The 18,956-nt window shown below is 58.6% G+C and carries 10 protein-coding genes and 4 pseudogenes; 9 read left to right on the top strand and 5 right to left on the bottom strand.

What is annotated here, in order from left to right; all coding sequences use genetic code 11:
* Positions 1 to 203 precede the first annotated feature (203 nt).
* The 4 genes from NKI85_RS28640 (at position 204) to NKI85_RS28655 (ending at position 8,942) form a co-directional block, all read left to right on the top strand.
* The gene (locus NKI85_RS28640; protein ID WP_502900736.1) at positions 204 to 1,502 is read left to right on the top strand and encodes an IS701 family transposase; all 1,299 of its coding nucleotides are present in this window, start codon (positions 204 to 206) and stop codon (positions 1,500 to 1,502) included.
* Between the two features lie 306 nt (positions 1,503 to 1,808).
* Complete coding sequence (locus NKI85_RS28645) at positions 1,809 to 5,384, top strand: TerB N-terminal domain-containing protein (protein ID WP_352779483.1); 3,576 nt, start codon at positions 1,809 to 1,811, stop codon at positions 5,382 to 5,384.
* The gene (locus tag NKI85_RS28650; RefSeq protein ID WP_352779485.1) at positions 5,381 to 6,703 is read left to right on the top strand and encodes an ATP-binding protein; all 1,323 of its coding nucleotides are present in this window, start codon (positions 5,381 to 5,383) and stop codon (positions 6,701 to 6,703) included. The genes NKI85_RS28645 and NKI85_RS28650 overlap by 4 nt, the downstream gene beginning before the upstream one ends.
* Positions 6,639 to 8,942: a DEAD/DEAH box helicase gene (locus NKI85_RS28655; protein ID WP_352779487.1), complete on the top strand. Its 2,304-nt coding sequence runs from the start codon at positions 6,639 to 6,641 to the stop codon at positions 8,940 to 8,942. Before NKI85_RS28650 ends, NKI85_RS28655 begins: the two co-directional genes overlap by 65 nt.
* 241 nt (positions 8,943 to 9,183) lie before the next feature.
* Here the strand turns inward: NKI85_RS28655 and NKI85_RS28665 are convergent, their stop codons facing one another.
* From NKI85_RS28665 to NKI85_RS28675, 3 genes are all read right to left on the bottom strand, one after another.
* Positions 9,184 to 10,413 carry a DUF6035 family protein gene (locus tag NKI85_RS28665; RefSeq protein WP_352779489.1) on the bottom strand — a complete coding sequence of 410 codons (1,230 nt, stop codon included), beginning with the start codon at positions 10,411 to 10,413 and terminating at the stop codon, positions 9,184 to 9,186.
* Between the two features lie 77 nt (positions 10,414 to 10,490).
* Entirely contained in the window at positions 10,491 to 12,215 is a 1,725-nt protein-coding gene (locus tag NKI85_RS28670; protein WP_352779492.1) for an ATP-binding protein, read from the bottom strand.
* A complete protein-coding gene (locus NKI85_RS28675) occupies positions 12,212 to 13,498 on the bottom strand; it encodes an SIR2 family protein (protein WP_352779494.1) in 1,287 nt (428 codons plus the stop codon). Before NKI85_RS28675 ends, NKI85_RS28670 begins: the two co-directional genes overlap by 4 nt.
* 310 nt (positions 13,499 to 13,808) lie before the next feature.
* On the opposite strand from NKI85_RS28675, the gene NKI85_RS28680 reads away from it, so the two are divergent.
* Both NKI85_RS28680 and NKI85_RS28685 read left to right on the top strand, forming a co-directional pair.
* Entirely contained in the window at positions 13,809 to 14,468 is a 660-nt protein-coding gene (locus NKI85_RS28680; RefSeq protein WP_352779497.1) for a hypothetical protein, read from the top strand.
* Between the two features lie 55 nt (positions 14,469 to 14,523).
* Positions 14,524 to 14,973, top strand: coding sequence for a hypothetical protein (locus tag NKI85_RS28685; RefSeq protein WP_352779499.1), 450 nt, complete (start codon positions 14,524 to 14,526; stop codon positions 14,971 to 14,973).
* On the opposite strand, the pseudogene NKI85_RS28690 reads toward NKI85_RS28685, so the two are convergent.
* A pseudogene (locus tag NKI85_RS28690) lies at positions 14,901 to 15,940 on the bottom strand (IS110 family RNA-guided transposase). The gene NKI85_RS28685 and the pseudogene NKI85_RS28690 sit on opposite strands and share 73 nt — an antisense overlap.
* Before the next feature lie 168 nt (positions 15,941 to 16,108).
* Here NKI85_RS28690 and NKI85_RS28695 point away from each other — a divergent pair.
* The 3 pseudogenes from NKI85_RS28695 to NKI85_RS28705 form a co-directional block, all read left to right on the top strand.
* A pseudogene (locus NKI85_RS28695) lies at positions 16,109 to 16,393 on the top strand (helix-turn-helix domain-containing protein); the annotation flags it as partial.
* 124 nt (positions 16,394 to 16,517) lie between these two features.
* A pseudogene (locus tag NKI85_RS28700) lies at positions 16,518 to 16,952 on the top strand (IS21 family transposase); the annotation flags it as partial.
* A gap of 497 nt (positions 16,953 to 17,449) precedes the next feature.
* Positions 17,450 to 17,569: pseudogene (locus tag NKI85_RS28705) on the top strand (SAM-dependent methyltransferase); the annotation flags it as partial.
* A gap of 98 nt (positions 17,570 to 17,667) precedes the next feature.
* Here the strand turns inward: NKI85_RS28705 and NKI85_RS28710 are convergent.
* On the bottom strand, positions 17,668 to 18,798 hold the full coding sequence (locus NKI85_RS28710) for an endonuclease/exonuclease/phosphatase family protein (protein WP_352779501.1): 1,131 nt from the start codon (positions 18,796 to 18,798) through the stop codon (positions 17,668 to 17,670).
* Positions 18,799 to 18,956 lie beyond the last annotated feature (158 nt).

The raw sequence follows: 18,956 nt of genomic DNA on the forward strand, positions 1-18,956 counted from the left end.
CCTCGCTTCCGCAGAAGCCTGGATATACGTCGCTCACATTCGCCTGCTCACCCGCAGGCTCGCAAGAAGTTGATATCAAAACACTCTTTTTGATTCAGGCTCTTAGCACTACTTTGGCAGATTTTGGCGGGCGAGCACTTTCAGGATTCCCAAGAGGCGTCTTCGGTGATTCATAGGAGGTCGGCTTTTTGGAGGGGCCGGCCATGGATGGGAACTGGCAAGCTGATCTGGCGCGCTGGCTTGCGCCGTTTGTCGCGGCGCTAGGGCACAAGACGCGGGCGCGGATGTGTCCTCTCTATGTCGCGGGTTTGATTGGTCCAGGAGACCGCAAGAGCGTTCAGCCGATGGCGGCGCGCGCTGGCGAGGTCGGCTACGATCAGCTTCATCATTTCGTCGCTGCCGGAGTTTGGGACAGTGCTCCACTCGAGGCTGCCCTGCTGAAGAAGGCAGATGGCCTGGTTGGCGATGAGGCGGGTTTTCTTGTCATCGATGATACGGCGTTGCCCAAGAAGGGACGTCACTCGGTTGGCGTCGCGCCACAATATGCCTCGTCGCTCGGAAAGACTGCCAATTGTCAGTCGCTGGTCTCGGTAACCTTGGCGTCGCGCGAGGTGCCGGTGATGGTGGGCCTGCGGCTATTCCTGCCCGAGAGCTGGACAGATGATCCTGAACGTATGGCGCGGGCTCGTGTGCCGAAGGATAGACAGACTGCTCTGACAAAGCCGGAGATTGCAATCGAGGAGGTCGACCGCGTCATCGCCTCCGGTGCGCGTTTTGGCTGTGTGCTTGCCGATTCAGGATACGGCTCCAGCGGACCCTTCCGTCAGGCTTTGAGTGAGCGCGGTCTGCTGTGGGCAGTGGGTCTGTCGCGACGCCAGAACGTCTATCCCGCCGACGTTGCCCTGATCTTCCCCGTCGCGAAGGCCGGAAAGCCCCGCAAATACCACATCCCTGATCAGCCCCCGGTCTCGGCTGAAACGTTGTTGGCCGAAGGGAAATGGCAAAAGGTCAGCTGGCGGCGGGGCACCAAAGGTCGGCTGACCTGTCTCTTCGCGGCCCGTCGTGTCCGTGTTGCGGATGGCCATAAGCACCGGATGCTCGATAACCGTATGCAATGCATGCCTGGCGACGAGGTTTGGCTCGTCGGCGAGCGGCGGTCGACCGGGGAGCAAAAATACTATGTGTCGAACCTGCCGGCCGATGCCACCATCAAGACGCTCGCTGCCACGATCAAGGCCAGGTGGATCTGTGAACAGGCCCACCAGCAGCTCAAGGAAGAGCTTGGGCTCGACCACTTCGAAGGTAGATCCTGGACGGGATTACATCGACATGCGTTGATGACGATGATCGCCTACGCCTTCCTTCAATCCCGCCGCCTCAAAGCAGCGGGACGGAAAAAAAAGAGTCTCGGGACCGCCACCACAGCCAAGCATGCCGGCCATCAGGCAAGCGATCCTCGACATCTTCGCACGACCTCCACCCCGACGATGTCCTCGCTGTGACATGCTCCTTGCGAATATCCCAGAGCCTAAAGTGCCAAAGTAGTGTTAGGGCCCATCGTTGTCATCGCAGATCGGCTATTGTGAATGGAGATCCTGTTCGGGCTGAACGAGGACGAGTTCGAGGGGGAAGAGTGCAATCAAAGGAGATCGGCAGTTTCTGCTGTTGAACGTCCCCTCATTCGGAGGAAATGTAATAGCGCGAGTTCTCAAAACAACTCATCCCAGCTATGCTTAAACTGGGACGGCGGGGCAAAAGGGATGAGGTTGCCATTTTCTTGGACTGTGGTGGTCGCCTTGGCGACAGCATTGAGCGTCACAGACCCCGCAACTTCACAGGAATCTCAACATTCCGCTCGGCAGATTCAACAAGCGCTTGCCGACCATGGCTACGATCTCGGGACCGCGGATGGAATTTGGGGACGTCGGTCCATCAGTGCGCTCAAGGCTTTCCAGAAAGCGAACAATCTTCCTCAGACCGGTACTTTGGACGAAGCGACGTCAGCCGCACTTTTTCCGCGACCCCAGGTGACGCGTGGCCCGTTGACGCCCATGGCCACGCAATCGCCCCCGTCGCTCTTAAAGAAGCGTGGTGTTCCAACGAAGACAACTCCACAGACAGGTCACGGTGAAGCCCGGCAAGCTGATGGCGATGTCCACCAGGCGCCGCCTTTGGCGGCGCACACTGAGGGGGCGTCAGCCAAATCCGATCGTTTGGAGCCCGAGCCCAATAAGATCGGCGAGGCGCCAACCACCCCCACACCGCGTTTGATCTATTTGAGCCTGCTAGCGGTCGCAATCGCGTTCTTCTTCTTGCGGAGACGGCGAAGAAAGCCGGGCGCGGACCCGGTTCCAGCACGGTCCGGAAGTAAGAGCAGCGAACCTGATGACGGTCTCGACCGGTCGATCAGAAGTAGCAGGCACCGCCTGCGTATTCCGAACGATCGCGTGGTGCCAGCCAGCATTGCTGATAGAAGGCAGCCAGTCGAACAAACGCCGATCCTGTCGCCGAACATTGCGGCTTCAATCGCAGCACACAACGCCGCTGTCCACGATTTCATCCGTCAGAGAGGAGCAATCCGACGGCCAACATCAGGGGCCAATCCTTCAGCCAGGCTGCAGGCACCTCCTGCAAAACCGAGTTGGGAAAGCTTAGAGGCTACCAAGGTCACCCCGGTAACGACAACAAGCGACGGATCGCTCGCATCGCATAATGCTCAGATAGCGGAATCCATTCGAAACCGCGATCCTGTTCTCATTCTACCTACGGCCGCAACGGATCAGATGCAGCCGTCGGGTTCCGAAAGCAAGGGCAACCAACTTGATAGCAGTCTCGACCAATCGGCCAGAAGCAACAGGCACCTCTTGGTTCGGGACGATGTGATCGTTACAGCCAATATTGCAGTTAGAAGACAACCGGTCGAACAGAAACAAACCTTACCATCAGATATTGCGACTTCTGTTGCGGCACATAACAAAGCTGTCCACGACTTCATCAGACAACGCGGAGCCTTTGGACCGCCCGAACCAGCGCCTAATCCTTCAGCCGCTCCCGCAGCAGCGGGTTGGCAAAGCGTTGAGGACACCAAGGTCGCCCCCGCAGCGCCAACAATCGAAGGATCGCTCGCATCGCATAATGCTCAGGTTTCGGATTTCATTCCGCAGCGCGGCCCTATTCTTGTTCCCAACACGGCCGTGTCGGACCAGCCGCGCTGGTTCGACCGGCTACCCCGAGTGCGAGCGAGCCCCGCCGAGAGCCAGGCGCATTGGATTCCGGCTAATTCCGCAACGACGGTCGGAAGCCATAACATTCGCGGGGGCATGATTTATGTAGGTGAGCATCTGCCGAGACAGGGAAGTTCAGTCGACGCGGAGAACTGTCTGATCGATCCGAGGTTGACCGTGGCCGCTCGCGGCGATCCGCTGGGTGAAACGATGGGCTACTGGCCGTCTTACTCCCGCATTTCGCCAGCGGCGCGAAAATCCTATCTGGACTGGCTTGCTGGATCGCGCTCCGATCCCGAAGCCTATATCGGATACGTGTTCCTCTATTTCTACGGTCTCGAACGACGCCTCATGTTGGAGGAAAGCCCAGCCGACGCCGATGGTGTCGTTGCCGAGGTTCGCAGGCTGTTGCAGGTGTACGGAGGGAATGGTTCGTTCAAACGCTATGCCGGTGAGCTGCTTTCGGCTTACCAGCTCAAATCGGCTCAGTTGCCGGAAAAGCTTGATCTGGAGGTCGAGGAAAATAGCTACGACATCCCGATAATGCTGAAGGTTGCCCTCGGGATGCGGGTGCGCAGCGGAGACGCGATAGAGCCAGATCTTTTGCTGGCTTATGTCATCGCCGATCCTGAGACGCGGGTGCGAACGCCGGCGCGACGGGCACAGACTGTATTGCGAGAACTATTCGCAGAAGCGGTGGAGAAGAAATATCCCAATGGTGTGCGCGTTGCGGCAGCCGGAGTGCGAAAACTGAAGGTCAACTACCGTGCGTGCAGCGGGACGTTCGATCTCGACATTCGCCCCCTTGGCGGCGACCTGCCGGACATCACCAACCGCAGCGAACCGATAGGCGGCGCACGCCGCATCTTTGATGACTGCACCGATCGGCTGGACGACTACAGCCGCATGCTCGGCCGTTCGGAAGGACTGAGGCCTACCCTTGCCGCCGTGGCTCAGCTGCCTTTGGGTTTGCGCGTCAAGAATTGTGAAGAGCTTCCTGGTCAGCCCTTAAGCCAGCTGCAAGAACTGTCGAATGATGGTGCGCTGATATCGATCCGTCAACTCGCTGTGTTGGCTGGGATGGAGCCCGACAAAATTGCCGCGCGGGCAAAGCAGAAGGACCTTTCCGGAATTCTGGCCGCCTTTGGCTATGGCAATACTGCCGATCCTTCCTTTTCCTTGAAGACCGCAAAACCAGACGAACTGGCAATGGTCTTTGCCCTCGAGCGTGAAGCTGAAGCTGATCTCGAGCCCGGCGACCACTACCGCCCCATGCAGCTGTCAATCATGCTCGGCATGGTGATCGCTTTCGCCGACGGTCTCCTCCACCCCTTGGAGGAACGCAGGCTCTTCGGCAAGATTGACGAAGCGGCCGGTCTGTCGAGGGACGAGCGTGTACGCCTCAAAGCCGAGCTCAAGGTCTGCGCAGCCGATGCCAGCCGCGTAGCGGATTGGACCAAACGCATAGGAGACGTGCCTGAGGACCGCCGCGAAGACCTTGCCGATGAATTGGTGGCAATCGCCGCGGCAGACGGAACCCTTCACGCACGAGAAGTGTCGCAGCTCGAGAAACTGTTCAGGCTGATGGATCTTGACCAAAACTCCCTATATTTGCGATTGCAGGGGAGTGTTGCGCCGCAGAACAGGCCGCGCGACGGAAATGACGATCTTCCCCTGGTCATCCCCGCCGGGATCCAGCCGCCGAGCATTCCGGTGTCGCCGGCGCCTCCTAGAACACCTGCGACGCGGGTCGACGTCTCGCGTCTCGAAGCGATCCGACGTGAAACCCGGAGCACGTCCAGCGTCCTTGCCGATATCTTCCTGGACGAAGCAGAGCCGCCGATCGAGCTTCAGCCTGCGATCGAGGAAATCGAGAATGGGGATGCGCGCTTCGACGGGTTGGAGCGACGCTATGCGTGGCTTCTGTTGCAACTGATCGAGCAGGAAGCCTGGACGGCTTCGGATTTTGAGCGTTTGGTGCGCGGTGCCGATCTGATGCCGGGCGCGGCGAAGCAAGCATTAAACGATTGGTCCCTCGACCGCTTCGACGAACTGGTCCTGGACGGCGAGGACCCTGTCATCGTCAACGCCAGCCTGTTTTCCGAGACTCCTCCCCAGTCTCCGTCGCTCACCGTCTCTGTCGAAGGAATGTCAGCATGACGACAAAACCTCCACCTATCAAACCAAGAGATCGAGACACCATTATCAGCGCTCTGCGTGCCGGTGTCGTGCCGCGCATCGGTCTCCAGCATATTCAGGTGGGGCGCCAGCGAGAGATCGAAGCGCTTATCCAGGACATAGAGCGGATCGGCAACGGCGGGTCGAGTATCCGTCTCGTCATCGGCGCCTATGGTGCAGGCAAGACCTTCTTCCTGTTTCTTATCCGGCAGATCGCACTTCAGCGCAAGCTCGCCGTCTGCCAGGCCGACCTTTCTCCGGATCGCCGCATCCACGCCACCGGCGGGCAGGCGCGCACGCTCTATGCCGAGCTCGCCACCAGTCTTGCGACCCGTACCGCTCCAGATGGAGGGGCGCTCAAAAACATTCTGGAAAGCTACATACAAAAGGCATCGGAACGCGCTTCCTCAAGCGGGACGACTATTGAAACTGCCATCAAGGAAGGCCTTGGCGATCTTCGCGAGATGGTCGGTGGCTATGATTTCGCAACCGTCATCGTTGCCTATGCGCGGGCCTACGAGGAAGGAAACAGCAATTTGCAGGACGCCGCGCTGCGTTGGTTGCGCGGCGAATACACGACCAAGACAGAGGCGCGAGGCGATCTGGGCGTGCGTACCATCATCGACGACGCGTCCTTCTACGATGGCCTGAGGCTGCTCGCCCGTTTCACAAGGCTCGCTGGTTTTGGCGGCCTGTTGGTCTGCCTCGACGAACTCGTAAATCTCTACAAGCTGCAGAGCGCCCAGGCCCGCAAACAGAATTACGAGCAGATCCTGCGCATCTTCAACGATGTCCTGCAGGGCACGACGCAGGCTATCGGTTTCATTCTGGGCGGCACACCGGAATTTCTGCTCGACACGCGGCGCGGCCTTTACTCCTACGAGGCCTTGCAATCCCGCCTTGCCGGGAACAGTTTTGCCGGCAATGGCCTGGCCGACTATTCCGGTCCGGTGGTCAATCTGCCGAACCTGACGCCGGAGGAACTCTACCATCTCCTGGAGCGGCTACGCGACGTCTTCGCGGCCGGCGATCAGGAAAAATGGCTGGTGCCGGACGAGGCACTCCATGCCTTTATGGACCATTGCGCCAACCGGATCGGCGAGGCTTATTTTCGGACTCCGCGCAACACGGTGAAAGCCTTCGTCGATCTGCTCGCGATCCTCCAGCAAAACCCCGGCACAGATTGGAAAGACATACTCGGCACAATGGACGTCGCGGAAGATCGAGGCGGTGCAGGTGACCAGCCAATCGATGACGCCGAAGGCGGAGCGGACGACGAGCTTGCAACCCTCCGCATTTGACACGCTTTCCGAGCCCGTCAGGCGCTGGATTTGGCAGCGGAAATGGCCGTCGCTACGGGATGTCCAGGAAAAAGCTATTCCGGCCATACTCGCGGGCGGCGATGTCGTGATCTCCGCACGCACTGCCGCCGGCAAGACTGAAGCCGCCTTCCTGCCGTTGTTGACCCGGCATGCCGAGCACGCAGGCAGCGCCGATGGGTTCTCCATCCTCTATGTCAGCCCGTTGAAGGCGCTGATCAACGATCAGCACCGGCGGCTGGAAAGCCTGTGCGAAGGGAGTGGCGTCCTCCTGCACAAATGGCATGGCGACGTGTCGGCGGACGCCAAAACCCGTGCACGAAAGCGACCGTCGGGTGTCGTGCTGATCACCCCGGAATCGCTTGAGGCATTGCTCGTCCGCAGGGGCGGGGAGGTTGCGCAGATGTTTTCGCGCCTCGATGCGGTGGTCATCGATGAGTTACATGCCTTCATTGGCACTGAGCGAGGTATGCAGCTGCAGTCGATACTGAACAGGATCGAAGTGGCGACCGCGCGAGACCGCATCGATCGAATTGGGCTGTCGGCAACACTTGGCGACATGAGCCTGGCTGCCGAGGCGCTGCGGCCCGGCAAGGGCGCTAGCGTCACGATCGTGGAAGGCAAGGACGAGGGAAACGGGGTCCGTTTGCAGATCCGCGGTTACCTGCTGGACGGCACCGCTCCAGGCGATCTCACGGCTACCGCAGACGATAGCGATCCGCCGGGAAAGCCGGCCGAACCTTTTGAACAATCGACGGTCCCAGCGGCGCTTGCGTCCGACTTGTTTCGTCTGCTGCGCGGCCAGAGCAATCTGCTGTTTGCCGGATCTCGCGCCAATGTCGAGGTCTATGCCGACATGCTGCGTTCGATGTGCGACGAAGCGAGCTTTCCAAATGAGTTCTTCCCGCATCATGGCAATCTCGCAAGGGCCATGCGCGAGGAGGTCGAAGCGCGGCTTCGAGACGATCCGCGCCCGACCACGGCGGTCGCGACCACCACCCTGGAACTCGGAATCGACATTGGCGAGGTGGAGACAATCGCCCAGATCGGGCCGGGTTTTTCGGTCGCATCACTTCGCCAGCGCCTTGGCCGATCCGGCCGCAGGGTCGGAAAGCCCGCAACGCTGCGCATGTTCGTCATCGAGCCTCCCATTGGTAAGGGGCGACACCCAATTGATCGCTTACGGCTGGATCTGGTGCAGTCGATTGCGATGGTTGAGTGCCTGCGGGGGGGATGGTGTGAGCCGCCATTGCCAGCTGGCCTGCATCTTTCAACGCTCCTCCATCAAGTGATGGCACTGATAGTACAGACCGGGGGCGTAAGCCCGACGGTCGCCTGGAAACTGTTATGCGAGCGCGGCCCCTTCCGAGCCGTGGACAGGACGCTGTTTGCCGAATTGCTCCGGTGCATGGCCACGCCTGAAAACCAGTTGCTTGAGCAGTCTCCGGAAGGCTTGCTCATGATCGGATCGACCGGGGAAAAAATCACGGAATCGTACGAATTCTATGCTGTTTTCGCCACGGAACGAGAGTACCGCATCATTCACGATGCACGCACACTCGGCACCTATCCGCTGAGTTCCCCGGTTGCACGTGGCGAAACCATCATTTTTGCGGGGCGCCGCTGGCAAGTCAGCGAAATCGACGATCGCGCTCGGGTCATCATGGTCAAGCCGACACGGGCGGGAAAGCCACCGCATTTCAACGGCAAGGGGGCGGCCATCGACGATCACGTGGTGGCAACGATGCGCGCGGTTCTCGCATCCGATGACGCCTACCCCTATCTCGATCTTGCCGCCAACCGGCTGCTGGATGAGGCGCGCAGTTCTTTCCTGGACCTGCAGCTGGATAGCCGTTCAATCATAGCGCATGGGGAGAGCGTCTTGATTTTCCCCTGGGTCGGAACCAGAAAATTACAGACGCTAACCCTGGCATTGCTGTCGCGCAAGTTCAAAGCATCGCATTTCGGGCACGGGATTGAACTTCAGGAATGCGAGGCCGAGAAAGCCATCGAAACTCTACAGGACATAGCTGGTTCGCCGGCGCCAGACGGTGAAGAACTTGCTGCACGATTGGCGCAACCGGCATTGGCAAAGTTCGACACGTTCCTGAGCGATCCCCTGATGACATTGGTCACAATGGTGGAGAGAATCAGCGCCAAGGACTTGCCACTGATCGCCGCCAACGCACTGGGAATCCATACGACGCATGAAGTCGCATAACCCCCGGGATCGGTTGCTCGCACTCGGCGCTGGCAGCCTTCGCATATGTCGAAGGCTGCTATAACGGGCACGTCGACTCGCAACTGTGCTCACCAGACCAGGATGAAAACCAGCATCGATCATTTGCCGGAGCACAAGCAGGAGGAACTGGCCGCGTGGTCGACATCCTGCATGCCGAATTCGAGGACGCGCTGGCGGAAAGCAGTGCGGACTGGAAGAAGAGCGGCCGCATCCTGAAGAATTACCTCCGCCCGACATCTTTAATCACGCGTCGGGGCAGCCGAAAGAGTTCCGGAAATAGCATCAGCGCGACCCTTCCCGTAATGGACTCGGGTCCGTCTTGAATTTCCTGGCCGGCAACTGTGAATTTTTCGAACACGCTTTTCCGTTCAAAGAAAGCCTCGCCTTCTGTCATGAGAACCACCTTTCTCATGAGGCGTGCAAACCCATGCCGTCGATTAGTCGTCAGGAAAGTATTTATGACCTCGACGAGATTGCGCTGTCGTGAGCCGATCGGCCGTCTCAATGTGAATGAGAGAATGCAGTTGAGAAGCGACTCGAAGTCCGCCTCGTTCAATGCTTCGCCATCGACGCCATCCATGTTCACTCTTTTGGCTAACTCGCTGAGAAGCGTCAGACGCTCCGGCCACTGCGTTCCAATCTCCGATGTGGCGGCAAGCCAGCGAGATCGAAAGTCTTCATGCCATGGCGGGCGCGGGGCGACAGCAAACGGAAGACCGGAAGGGGGCCAAGTCAGTTCCGGAAGTCCGGTGATTTTCGATTCCCATCCCGCTTCACCTTCCCAGAAGGCACGAAGACGCAAGGCGGAGCTCGCTCTTCCGAGGGCCACCACTTCTTCGTCGAGGGAGAAGAGGTTCTTGTTGTGGGAATAGAAAATATCTTCGAATGCCGTCAGCATCCGCGATCGCTCTACCGGCTCGAAACACCAAGTCACCCATAGTAGGTGCCGGTGTTCCCGCTCGTAGAACGCTTCGCGTGCAACGATCACCGGAATTTGTGTAGTGGCAAGCTGTATCTCAATTGCAATCGGCTTGTTGTCGTGGACCGCGCGCACGTCTGGGCGCCGGCGTCCGCTGTCGGCGACGACATACTGATCGACAACGACCGATCCCGTTTCGGTAAGCGGATCACTCGTCAACAGTTCCGCGACAATGGTTTTGAGCTTGAGATGTAGTGCGCTCTCTTGCGCTCCCTGAAACTGCGCGGCGCTGACATCATTGATGGAATCAGGATCCCCAGTCCACCAGGGGCAATCGCGCGGTGCCCCTTTGCGATGCCGCCAATACGGCAATCGGGTCGTGGGTTCGCGTGGCGCATAAACAGCGTATCCGCATTTCTCGCAAACAAATACATCGCGCTTTTCATTCCGAGCGCGCGTCGCAGTTCTGCGAATGTCTTGGTACTCGTCGGGGTCCGCCCGAAGCAGGTCGTCACAAGAAATCGCCTTCATTGTGCGAAGGTCGACAACCCTTTTTAGCGTCCGTTGAAGCCGATTACGAACCTTCAAGCCCGGGTCGCGCATTGGAGCTACACGACCTCCCCGTCGGCATGTTCCACCTTCGCTTTTCGATCCTGCCAGTATTTATCGTAATCCGGCCCTCTCGAATCAGGGGCGACTTTTGGCTCATGAATTTGAACAGGCATCGGTGCGGGAAGGTCTGGCCCGACGATGATAGCCTCACCTGGTGCCAGCGTGGGAATGAACATCGCAGCGTTCTTATCGAGGTCTCCGCATGCGCGCTCGACTGCCAGACGGTCCTCGTCATTTGTAAGACGGTGAACGATCAGCGTTCCGAGCTGGCTGAGGACGTCATGAGGGATATCTCGCGGACGCTGTGTCGCCATGAGGCTCGTCAGACCATATTTGCGTCCCTCTTTGGCGATGATCCCAAATGCTTCTAGGCGCACACTGGCGTACTCGTCACCGATCGTACGGCCGAGAAACTGGTGGGCCTCATCGAGCGCGACGATAACAGGCCGGCTTCGGAACAGGCCTTTTCTTGCCTCGCTTAGCAGATAGCGGCCAATCACATTTAGCAGGATCTCGCGTGTGTTGTGCTCGAAGTGTACCGAACGGAAGGAGATGCGGATGATGTCGTCATCCTCCTTCGCAAAGAAGTCCGTCAGGACCTTAACAAGAGACGAGCCGGTTGACCCAAAAAGACAGGACAGCTGATGCGATCCTATCAGCGTTCTAACGCGTGCAACGAGGGTCTCACAATGCGCAACTGAGTTGTCCGACCCGCCCCAATTGTCGGCATTGCCGTTTGCGCTAGACCACACACACTCAGCCGTGACTTGATCCGCTAAACCTTCGATTCTGAAATTGCACAAAGGCGAGTTGATTGCTTCTTTGTGGGCATCGACGGCATCAAAAAATGGCGCACGCGGTCTGTTTGCCTTTTCGATCGTGCCCCCTTTGGTGATGGTCACTCCGTCGGGAGCTTTCGCCTTGCAAGCCCGAACCAGCTTCAAGCTCCGGATAGCTTCTCTTAGTTTTGGGCCTTGAGACTGACCAGAAGGTCGGAAGAGGGCGAACAAATCTTCCTCTGTCGTTTCCGTATAGGGAAAATGGACCCGCTCGGTGCCGTCTTCGCCTTCGTTGAAGGCATAGTGCTTTGAGATTGACGGCAAGCCCGCAAATTCGCCGGTTGGATCAAACAGGATGCATTTTCCGCCGTTCATTTTGATCTGGTCGAGTATGGCCGCGATCGTCCAACTCTTGCCGCCTCCCGTTGCACCAAACACTCCGCAATGTCGCCCAAAGAGTTTTTCGGGCGTCAGGCGCAGATGAATTCCACCACCAGCGCTCAAGAGGCCCAGATCAATCGAAAGTTGATCGCCTTTGGTCAGCGCGTTCGCCGCAAGCTCACCGAACAGCTCTGGTTGAGCTAGGTAGACCGCATCCCCAACCCGTGGGTGAGCACGAAGCCCTCGGACTAACCGTTTCTGACGCTGATCCACTGAAGCCAAAAGCTGAATACGTCCGATAGGATGCGATTCCGGCGGCGTTCCCATGGAAGGTTCGACCGTCAGACGTTCGTTATCCGGGAGTTTTACTTCGATGATGCGTCCGAGCAGTTTGACGCTTTCACAATCGATGAAAACGAAATCGCCGACGGCTCCGCGCGCCAGCGAACGGTGCTCCGGTCGTGCGGTTGCCTGCGGAAGATTCGCCTGAGCGATGGATGCGCTAACAACCGTGATAGTCCCGACATACCGGAGCGGATCGACAAGACTTTGCACTGTCATGCTCCTGCGCCGATGGGCGGTTCGTGCAAGACCTTGATACGCTCGGCGTGACGTTCGCGCTCGGTTTGAGCAACCAAATCCGGTATCGCTTGCGCCAAGTCCTGGAAACGTCCGTTTAAGAGCGAGATGCGCTGATCTCCAATGTCTGCGAGCCTCTTAAGTTTGGCAAAAAACGGACTCGCGTTCTCTTGTGCAGAGCTTTCGGCAGAAAGGATGTGGTCGGCTTTTTCCAGTTCAGTACTGGCGAGGAACGCCATATCGCATACGACAATTCGAAGGGTCATATTGGCTTCGACAGCCGCCATGATCGGCTTGCTGATATGGTCGTCATTGAAGCCGAAGCCGGACACTATCAGGGCCGTATCCGGTTCCCGAATTGCCGTTTGGAATGCGGACATCATGTCGAGGTAGGGGGATTCAAAAGCCTCTTGGTACTTGCTGTCACGCGGATAGATCAAAGCCGGCGTGCCATCGCGATCATCCCGTGACCGGAGCAGCTCTGACCCCTTGCGCCGCCAATCGATGGAACCGTGTAGCTTATGGAGATGAAAGACGTTCTCGATGTAGTCCGGACTATCTTTCCCTCCATCCCGCCGAACGATGTCATGAACGAAATGGCCTCGGTCATAAACCTGCGGAATCGAATGTGAGAAGCCATCGATGACCGTGAAACGCAGGCCCTGTGCGGCATATTCGAAGCAAAGGTCATAGTTGGTCGTAAATATGCGTACGCGGGGTTTGCGAATTCCCCGCCTTGCAATTTTGCGAATAATCGCTTGATGCGCTGTAAGATCGGTGGCTTCGCTTGCAAAATCCACCCGTGCCGCGATCGTCTTCTCGGCGAGAGTGATAAAGTCGGAGACCTCCTTTGCCTTGTCCGCGCCGAACAATTCCAAGTACATTTTGCAGTGTGTGAGGAATTTCTCTATGTTCTTGGCTTCGGCAATCGCTTTTGTGTTCGGAACTTTTGCGGCAATTGCGTCAATGGGTGCCAGGGTGGCTGCGACGACGACCGCGTCCCAAAGGTCACGCATTCCAGGGGCCTGTTTCGCGTCGTCCTTTGGATTTCTCGCACAAAAGGATGAGCCCGCTCCTGTAAGCAGAACTAGGTTTGAGGCATTCAGCGCCAGCGTCAATGTCTCTTCGACGGACCGCGCGCTTCCGCGCTCAACGACTTCGCCCTTGTCGTTTTTCTGATCTTCGCTCGCGCGCCAACCCTCACCCCGCGAGTAGTGTCGGATATTCTCTAACGCTGCCGCCTTACCATCCCAATAGCCCATCATCTCTCCCTCGCATCGCGAAGAACTATACAAATCTTTCCCACTGTCACTAAGTGTTTTGATGAAACCCTAGCGATTATGGGAAGCAAGCTCATCCAGTTGCTATTTTTCTACGAACTCTTATAAATTTGCCGGACGATCGCGAATCGGCGCTGCCTGGTACCGACCAATTCCTACTTTCTTTTATGAGGGGTTCGACTCTGGGATTGCCCCATGCGAGTCGCCGTCTCCGGCAGGCTGCGGAATGGACGAGCGTGCAAACACGCATAAGGCCAATAACGGCGGCTTTCACCTGAGACCGGATTGTCAGCCAATGACCGTCATCTTCGCATGTACGTTCCCCGGCGGCGCTGCCATCGCAGCCGACACGTTGCTGCACAATCCGGACACGATGCAGCCGGTAAAGAACTCGCCGAAAGTGCTGAGCATCAGCCCCCGTGTCGCCATCGCCCAGGCGGGTTCTTTCAATGGAACACAATCGATTTGGGACAAACTGGAGCAGCTGCCGCCGGCAAGCGCCACGCCCACCAGCGTTGCCGACGCGATCATGGAATATGGGCATCCGATCTATCGGCGGAAAAGCGCAATCGAGCCCACTATGATGCGCTACCTCGTGGCCGGGTTGGAAGCAGATGGCGTGCCCGCGATCCGGTGGCTTGAATTCGACACTGAGAAATTCGGCGGTGTGAGTGGTGAATGCCAGATTGCGGCAAGGGGCACACTGCCAAATGTCCAAGAGATCGCCAATGTCGCACTGCGCGGCAGTCTCAAATCAATCTCCAACATCGTTCGGCTGGACGAGTGGTGCAGGCGAGTTGTTGCGGCAGAGGCAACAGCCTCGCCGCAAGCTGTCGGGTTTCCTGCAATTCTGATCGTGATGAAACAGACCGGCGGCTTTGGCAAACAGATAGGCCCGGAAGAGGCGCCGGAACCCGCCTATGAGGTTTTCTGGCCTTATGGCCCCCGACTCTAGTGCTCGCCTAATTCTTCTCGCGCACTGAAAGCGCGTTTGCGTGAAGGACACTATCTTGCCGTACGAGTATTCAGCTCAAAACCATGATTGGGATCTAACGCTCCATGCCGCGGGCGAGCTGATCAAGGTCGGCCTTGCAATGGACAAGCGGCCAAAGACCGGCAACATGTCGATGGGGTTTTCCTTCTTCACCGGAGGCATGGTCTTATCCTTCGCCGCACTTGAGAGCTTCTCAGCATCCGTGGCTTTCTTGATGCGGTCGGATATTCGTTTCGGGGGCTTTGATTACCAGCAATACCGGCAGGCGAGGAGGTTTTGGGACAAGATGCAGTTGCTGATGTCTGCGGCCGGCATCGAGATTGACAAAAGCCAACGCATCTTCCGCGATATTGGGCAGATGCAGCACGGATGTTGTAGAATAGCCCGTTCTTCTCATTCGGCGGCGTTTTCCACAGCCTTCTGCCTTTCCGGCCTCGTTCGCCATCGGGAAGTCGCTGCTGCATAGGCAGCTTCCGCCTTCTCGACGCGGGATCGTTCTTCGGCGCGCTTGGCCGGAATGTTGTAGTCGAAGGCGGTGCCGCGTCTGGCATGGCTGGTCGGAAGGCCGGCACGTAGCTCGACCGATCTGTACTTGCAGGCGAGCAAGGCCGGCCGCCGCGGCCCTGCTTCGTGATGCGCCCGTCATAGGCTGGCCCCTCACCGGACTGCCGCACGCTCGGATTGAGGCCAAGATAGTCAACGAGCTTCTGTGGATCGCTGAAGCGCCGTATGTCGCCGATTGCCGCGGCAACGCTCGCAGCCACGGTGACGTCGAGGCCGGGCAACGTCATCAGGCGGCGGATTGTCGGATCCTGAAGGGCATGTACGGCTATATCCGCCTCGACCACCGTCAACGCCTCGTTGATCTGGTTAATCAAGCCGAGGTGGCGCTCGATGGCGGCGCGCTCATCCGCAGGCAATATTTGCCTCGTCAGCCATTTGCGCCCGCTGATCCCGACGAGGTTCCTATGCGGACACGGCGGGATCAGGTGGGCGTGGAGGATTGACTGGATCAGGTTCTTCAGCCGCGAACGCTGGCGAACCAGCTGTGTCCGCCTGGTGACCTGTCTTCGGAGGGCAAGGGTCCCCGGATCCGGAACCCAGACCTCCGGCAGAAAGCCCGAGGCGTAGAGCTTCGCAAGGACAGTGGCGTCGATGGTGTCAGTCTTCACCTTCGCGTGCGCGATCATGTGCACCTGCTTGGGATTGGCGATCACGATCCGATGGACGTAGGGCGACAGCACTTCAGCGACGGCAGCAGCATTGCCCGTGGCCTCGATCACCACATGATCATCGTGGGTGAGTTCCTTCCTGGCGAACTCCTCGAGCTTATTGCGTAGCATTTGAACGCGGCCGAGCTTGACGACATTGCCATCAAGCAACGACACGACCTCGGCGGCTACGCGGTGTATGTCCATGCCGATAATACGCACGGTTCCCTCCATCGTTGGTCACGTGTCGATGCCGGCTCAATACTCCCCAGAAGTGCCGTTTGAATCTTCCCCAGTATAACGCTGCCGCCGGTCTTCCGGAGCGCGCTCCGGGAGACCGGCGGCGCGTAATGGTTGATGCTTCTCCTGATGGTCGGGAGAGGGATTTCGGTGATCAAGATCGGGGAGATGATGATGATACTGGATTTGCATCGGCAGGGCCTGTCGGTGTCGGCGATCGCCAGGGAGAGCGGGATCGACCGCAAGACGGTGCGCAAATACATTGAGCGCGGGCTCGAGGCTCCGGCCTACGGACCGCGCAAGCCGCGTCAGGCGGTGATCGATCCCTTCACGGCCTATCTTCGCGAACGCGTCACGCGATATCCCGGACTCACCGGCAGCCGGCTTTTCCGGGAACTGAAGGACCTCGGCTATGGCGGCGGCTACACGGCCGTCACCGACTTCCTGTGTTTCGGCGTGGAATAAGGACCCCGTTCAGGGGTGATCGGCGTCCAAAAAGGACCCCTGTAACGCAGGGTTGTCACATTGCCTCCGGGTTCATCGGAGGCATTTGTTTTGGATGTTGGTTGTGGAGACGATTGCAAAGATACGCCGGCTGTCGCTGGTTCATGGGAAGTCGATCAAGGAGATTTGCCGCGAATTGCGGATTTCCCGGAAGGTCGTCCGCAAGGTTCTGCGATCTGATGCGACTGAGTTCCGTTACGAGCGCGAGCGGCAGCCGATGCCGAAGATCGGTCCCTGGCAGGGTCAGCTCGATGGATTTTTGAACGGCAATCACAGCAAGGTTGGGCGCGAGCGGCTAACGCTGATCCGGATCTTTGAGGAGCTTCGCGGTCTCGGATACGACGGCAGCTACGATGCGGTTCGCCGATACGCCAAGAGCTGGGCGAAGGCGCAGGGATCGGCGACGGCGCAAGCCTATGTGCCGTTGTTCTTCCCGCCGGGCGAGGCCTACCAGTTCGACTGGAGCCACGAGATCGTCCTGATCAATGGACCGATATTAGAATCCAGTTCCACCCCGGCGCATTGCATGGAATCAGGATTCAATTTTGGGGTCTCTGCGGAACGCCATCCTACGAAAGTGCCACGGGCGACCGCGACGCGGACTTTTTCAACAATATGGGCCGACAGCAGACTGTCCGGTCGGCGGAAAGGCTTGCCGCTACCAGTTCTGCTCGCGCACTGGATACGTCGCCATTCCTGGCAAGCGCCCCGGCGAGCAGCACACGAACTCGGGCCGAGTGGTAGCGGAGTGTGCGCTGGTCCACAGTTGCCGAGCAAGTGCGAGCAGCCTAAACGCTTCGGGATCACCCGGTGGGCACAGGGCTACCCGCGCCTCCGCTGCAGCAGCGCGGATGGAAGGCTGAGGCCACCGCTCAGGTTGGCTTTCAATTTCTGCAACATGTGACGCGGCATCACATGGTTTGACCTCCAGCGCCGTGGCATGTTGCTTGGGCATGCGGCTCGCATCGCTGCATTGGCCGGACGGGCGGATACGGCGGCGGCGCTCAGGCTGGCGAGGAAAAGTTGACGGAGGTCATCCGGTCCGGTGGCTTTACAAGCATTCGCAGGGCCGCGCAGCCCCCTCTGAACATGGTGCTCGAGGCGACGAGAGGATCGAGATTGCCGCGCTCACATGTTGGGCGCGGCAAAGTTCGGCCCCACACTTGGCACTACGACTAACGCCTCGACTCTATGGGTTGACGAACTCACGGCGAACGAACCCGTATTTCGATCGTCGCGTCGACCCCGAAATGATCTGAAACGAAATGCCTGTCTTTGGCGGCTGCCTTTGGAGGCTCAGCCCAACGCACACGAGAGACGTTTGTCACCACGAGTTGGTACGGGCTGTTTGTCAGCGCCGGATCGGTCACGTGGAAGATGTAGTCAATTCGCTCCTTCCCCAGACACGCTGGTCGGTACTGTGTGTCGCAGCCGCTCGTGTAGCCGGCAGTTGGTACGGTCTGCGGATGCGCGTTCAGCCACAGGTCACTGGGACTGCGCAGGATGCGAACGATGTCCTGATACCCGGGATTTCCTGGCGGGTTGGTCCGCGGCTGCGGGCCACCAATATTGAAATCCCCCATCACGATAACCGGGTTGCCACTGGCCTTACTAAATTGGGCAATCCGTGCCGCAAGCTGCCGCAGTTGGCGCTGACGCCCGGCGACATTGTCTCGGCCTGAGTTCAAATGGACAACATAGGTGTCGATGGCCAGGTCCTTGCCCGGGATTTCGATCCGCGCAAACATAAAGCCTTCGACCGCCTCGAAGAGACCCTGTTGATCGTTACCCCATCGCCAGTCGAGATCAGTCCTGATGCGGTGAAGCGTCAATACACCGACGCCTCCGTTGTGGCGCCCGTCGAACCGCGGTCTAAAGAGGCTGGTGTTGCTTGAGTTGCGGTACATGCCTGTCGACCGCGCTGCCTGGAGGAGCGTGCTGTCGTCGCATACCGTTCCGGCATCGAAGAAATGATCTTCGTAGTATTCCTGCAGTCCGACTATGTCATACGGCTGCCGGCCGGATGACCCGGCCCTTGCCAGCTGAAGCCCGAATCCCCTAGCCCGCTGATCACAAGAATCTTCATCGACGGCGTAGACGTTGTGCGTCAGGAGACGAAGCCGCTTGATCAATTTGCCAAGCGGAGCGCGATCAGGCGGCGCAACGACGCCGCCAGGCGCGGCGGCCGCTGCCCCCTGCGCCGGAGCGACTCTAGGGCGGCCGTCTGCTGCCAGCGCCGTTTCTGCGCCTATGATTTGACAGGTGGCAATCAGTCCCGCGGCTGCGCAGCGCAATCGACTGATTGCGCGCCCTGTTGATGGACGAAGGTGCTGCATAGCGCCAGTCCCTTCTGTAATGCGCTTGCATGTCTTGGTGCCAATGATGCACCTTTGTTTTCGCCAGCGAAAGGTGCAGAATTGCATCGATCTCAACTGTTCGAGGAACAATGAAAGACATACTGTCATACGTTTAAGTTGTTGTGGCGCTTGATCGA

This window comes from Mesorhizobium sp. M0571 (genome assembly GCF_040320985.1).
Classification (GTDB): domain Bacteria; phylum Pseudomonadota; class Alphaproteobacteria; order Rhizobiales; family Rhizobiaceae; genus Mesorhizobium.

Coding starts and splice junctions, on each gene's coding strand:
- NKI85_RS28640 (WP_502900736.1), top strand. CDS start 204: ATGGATGGGAACTGGCAAGCTGATCTGGCGCGCTGGCTTGCGCCGTTT.
- NKI85_RS28710 (WP_352779501.1), bottom strand. CDS start 18,798: ATGCAGCACCTTCGTCCATCAACAGGGCGCGCAATCAGTCGATTGCGC.
- NKI85_RS28675 (WP_352779494.1), bottom strand. CDS start 13,498: ATGATGGGCTATTGGGATGGTAAGGCGGCAGCGTTAGAGAATATCCGA.
- NKI85_RS28670 (WP_352779492.1), bottom strand. CDS start 12,215: ATGACAGTGCAAAGTCTTGTCGATCCGCTCCGGTATGTCGGGACTATC.
- NKI85_RS28650 (WP_352779485.1), top strand. CDS start 5,381: ATGACGACAAAACCTCCACCTATCAAACCAAGAGATCGAGACACCATT.
- NKI85_RS28665 (WP_352779489.1), bottom strand. CDS start 10,413: ATGAAGGCGATTTCTTGTGACGACCTGCTTCGGGCGGACCCCGACGAG.
- NKI85_RS28680 (WP_352779497.1), top strand. CDS start 13,809: ATGACCGTCATCTTCGCATGTACGTTCCCCGGCGGCGCTGCCATCGCA.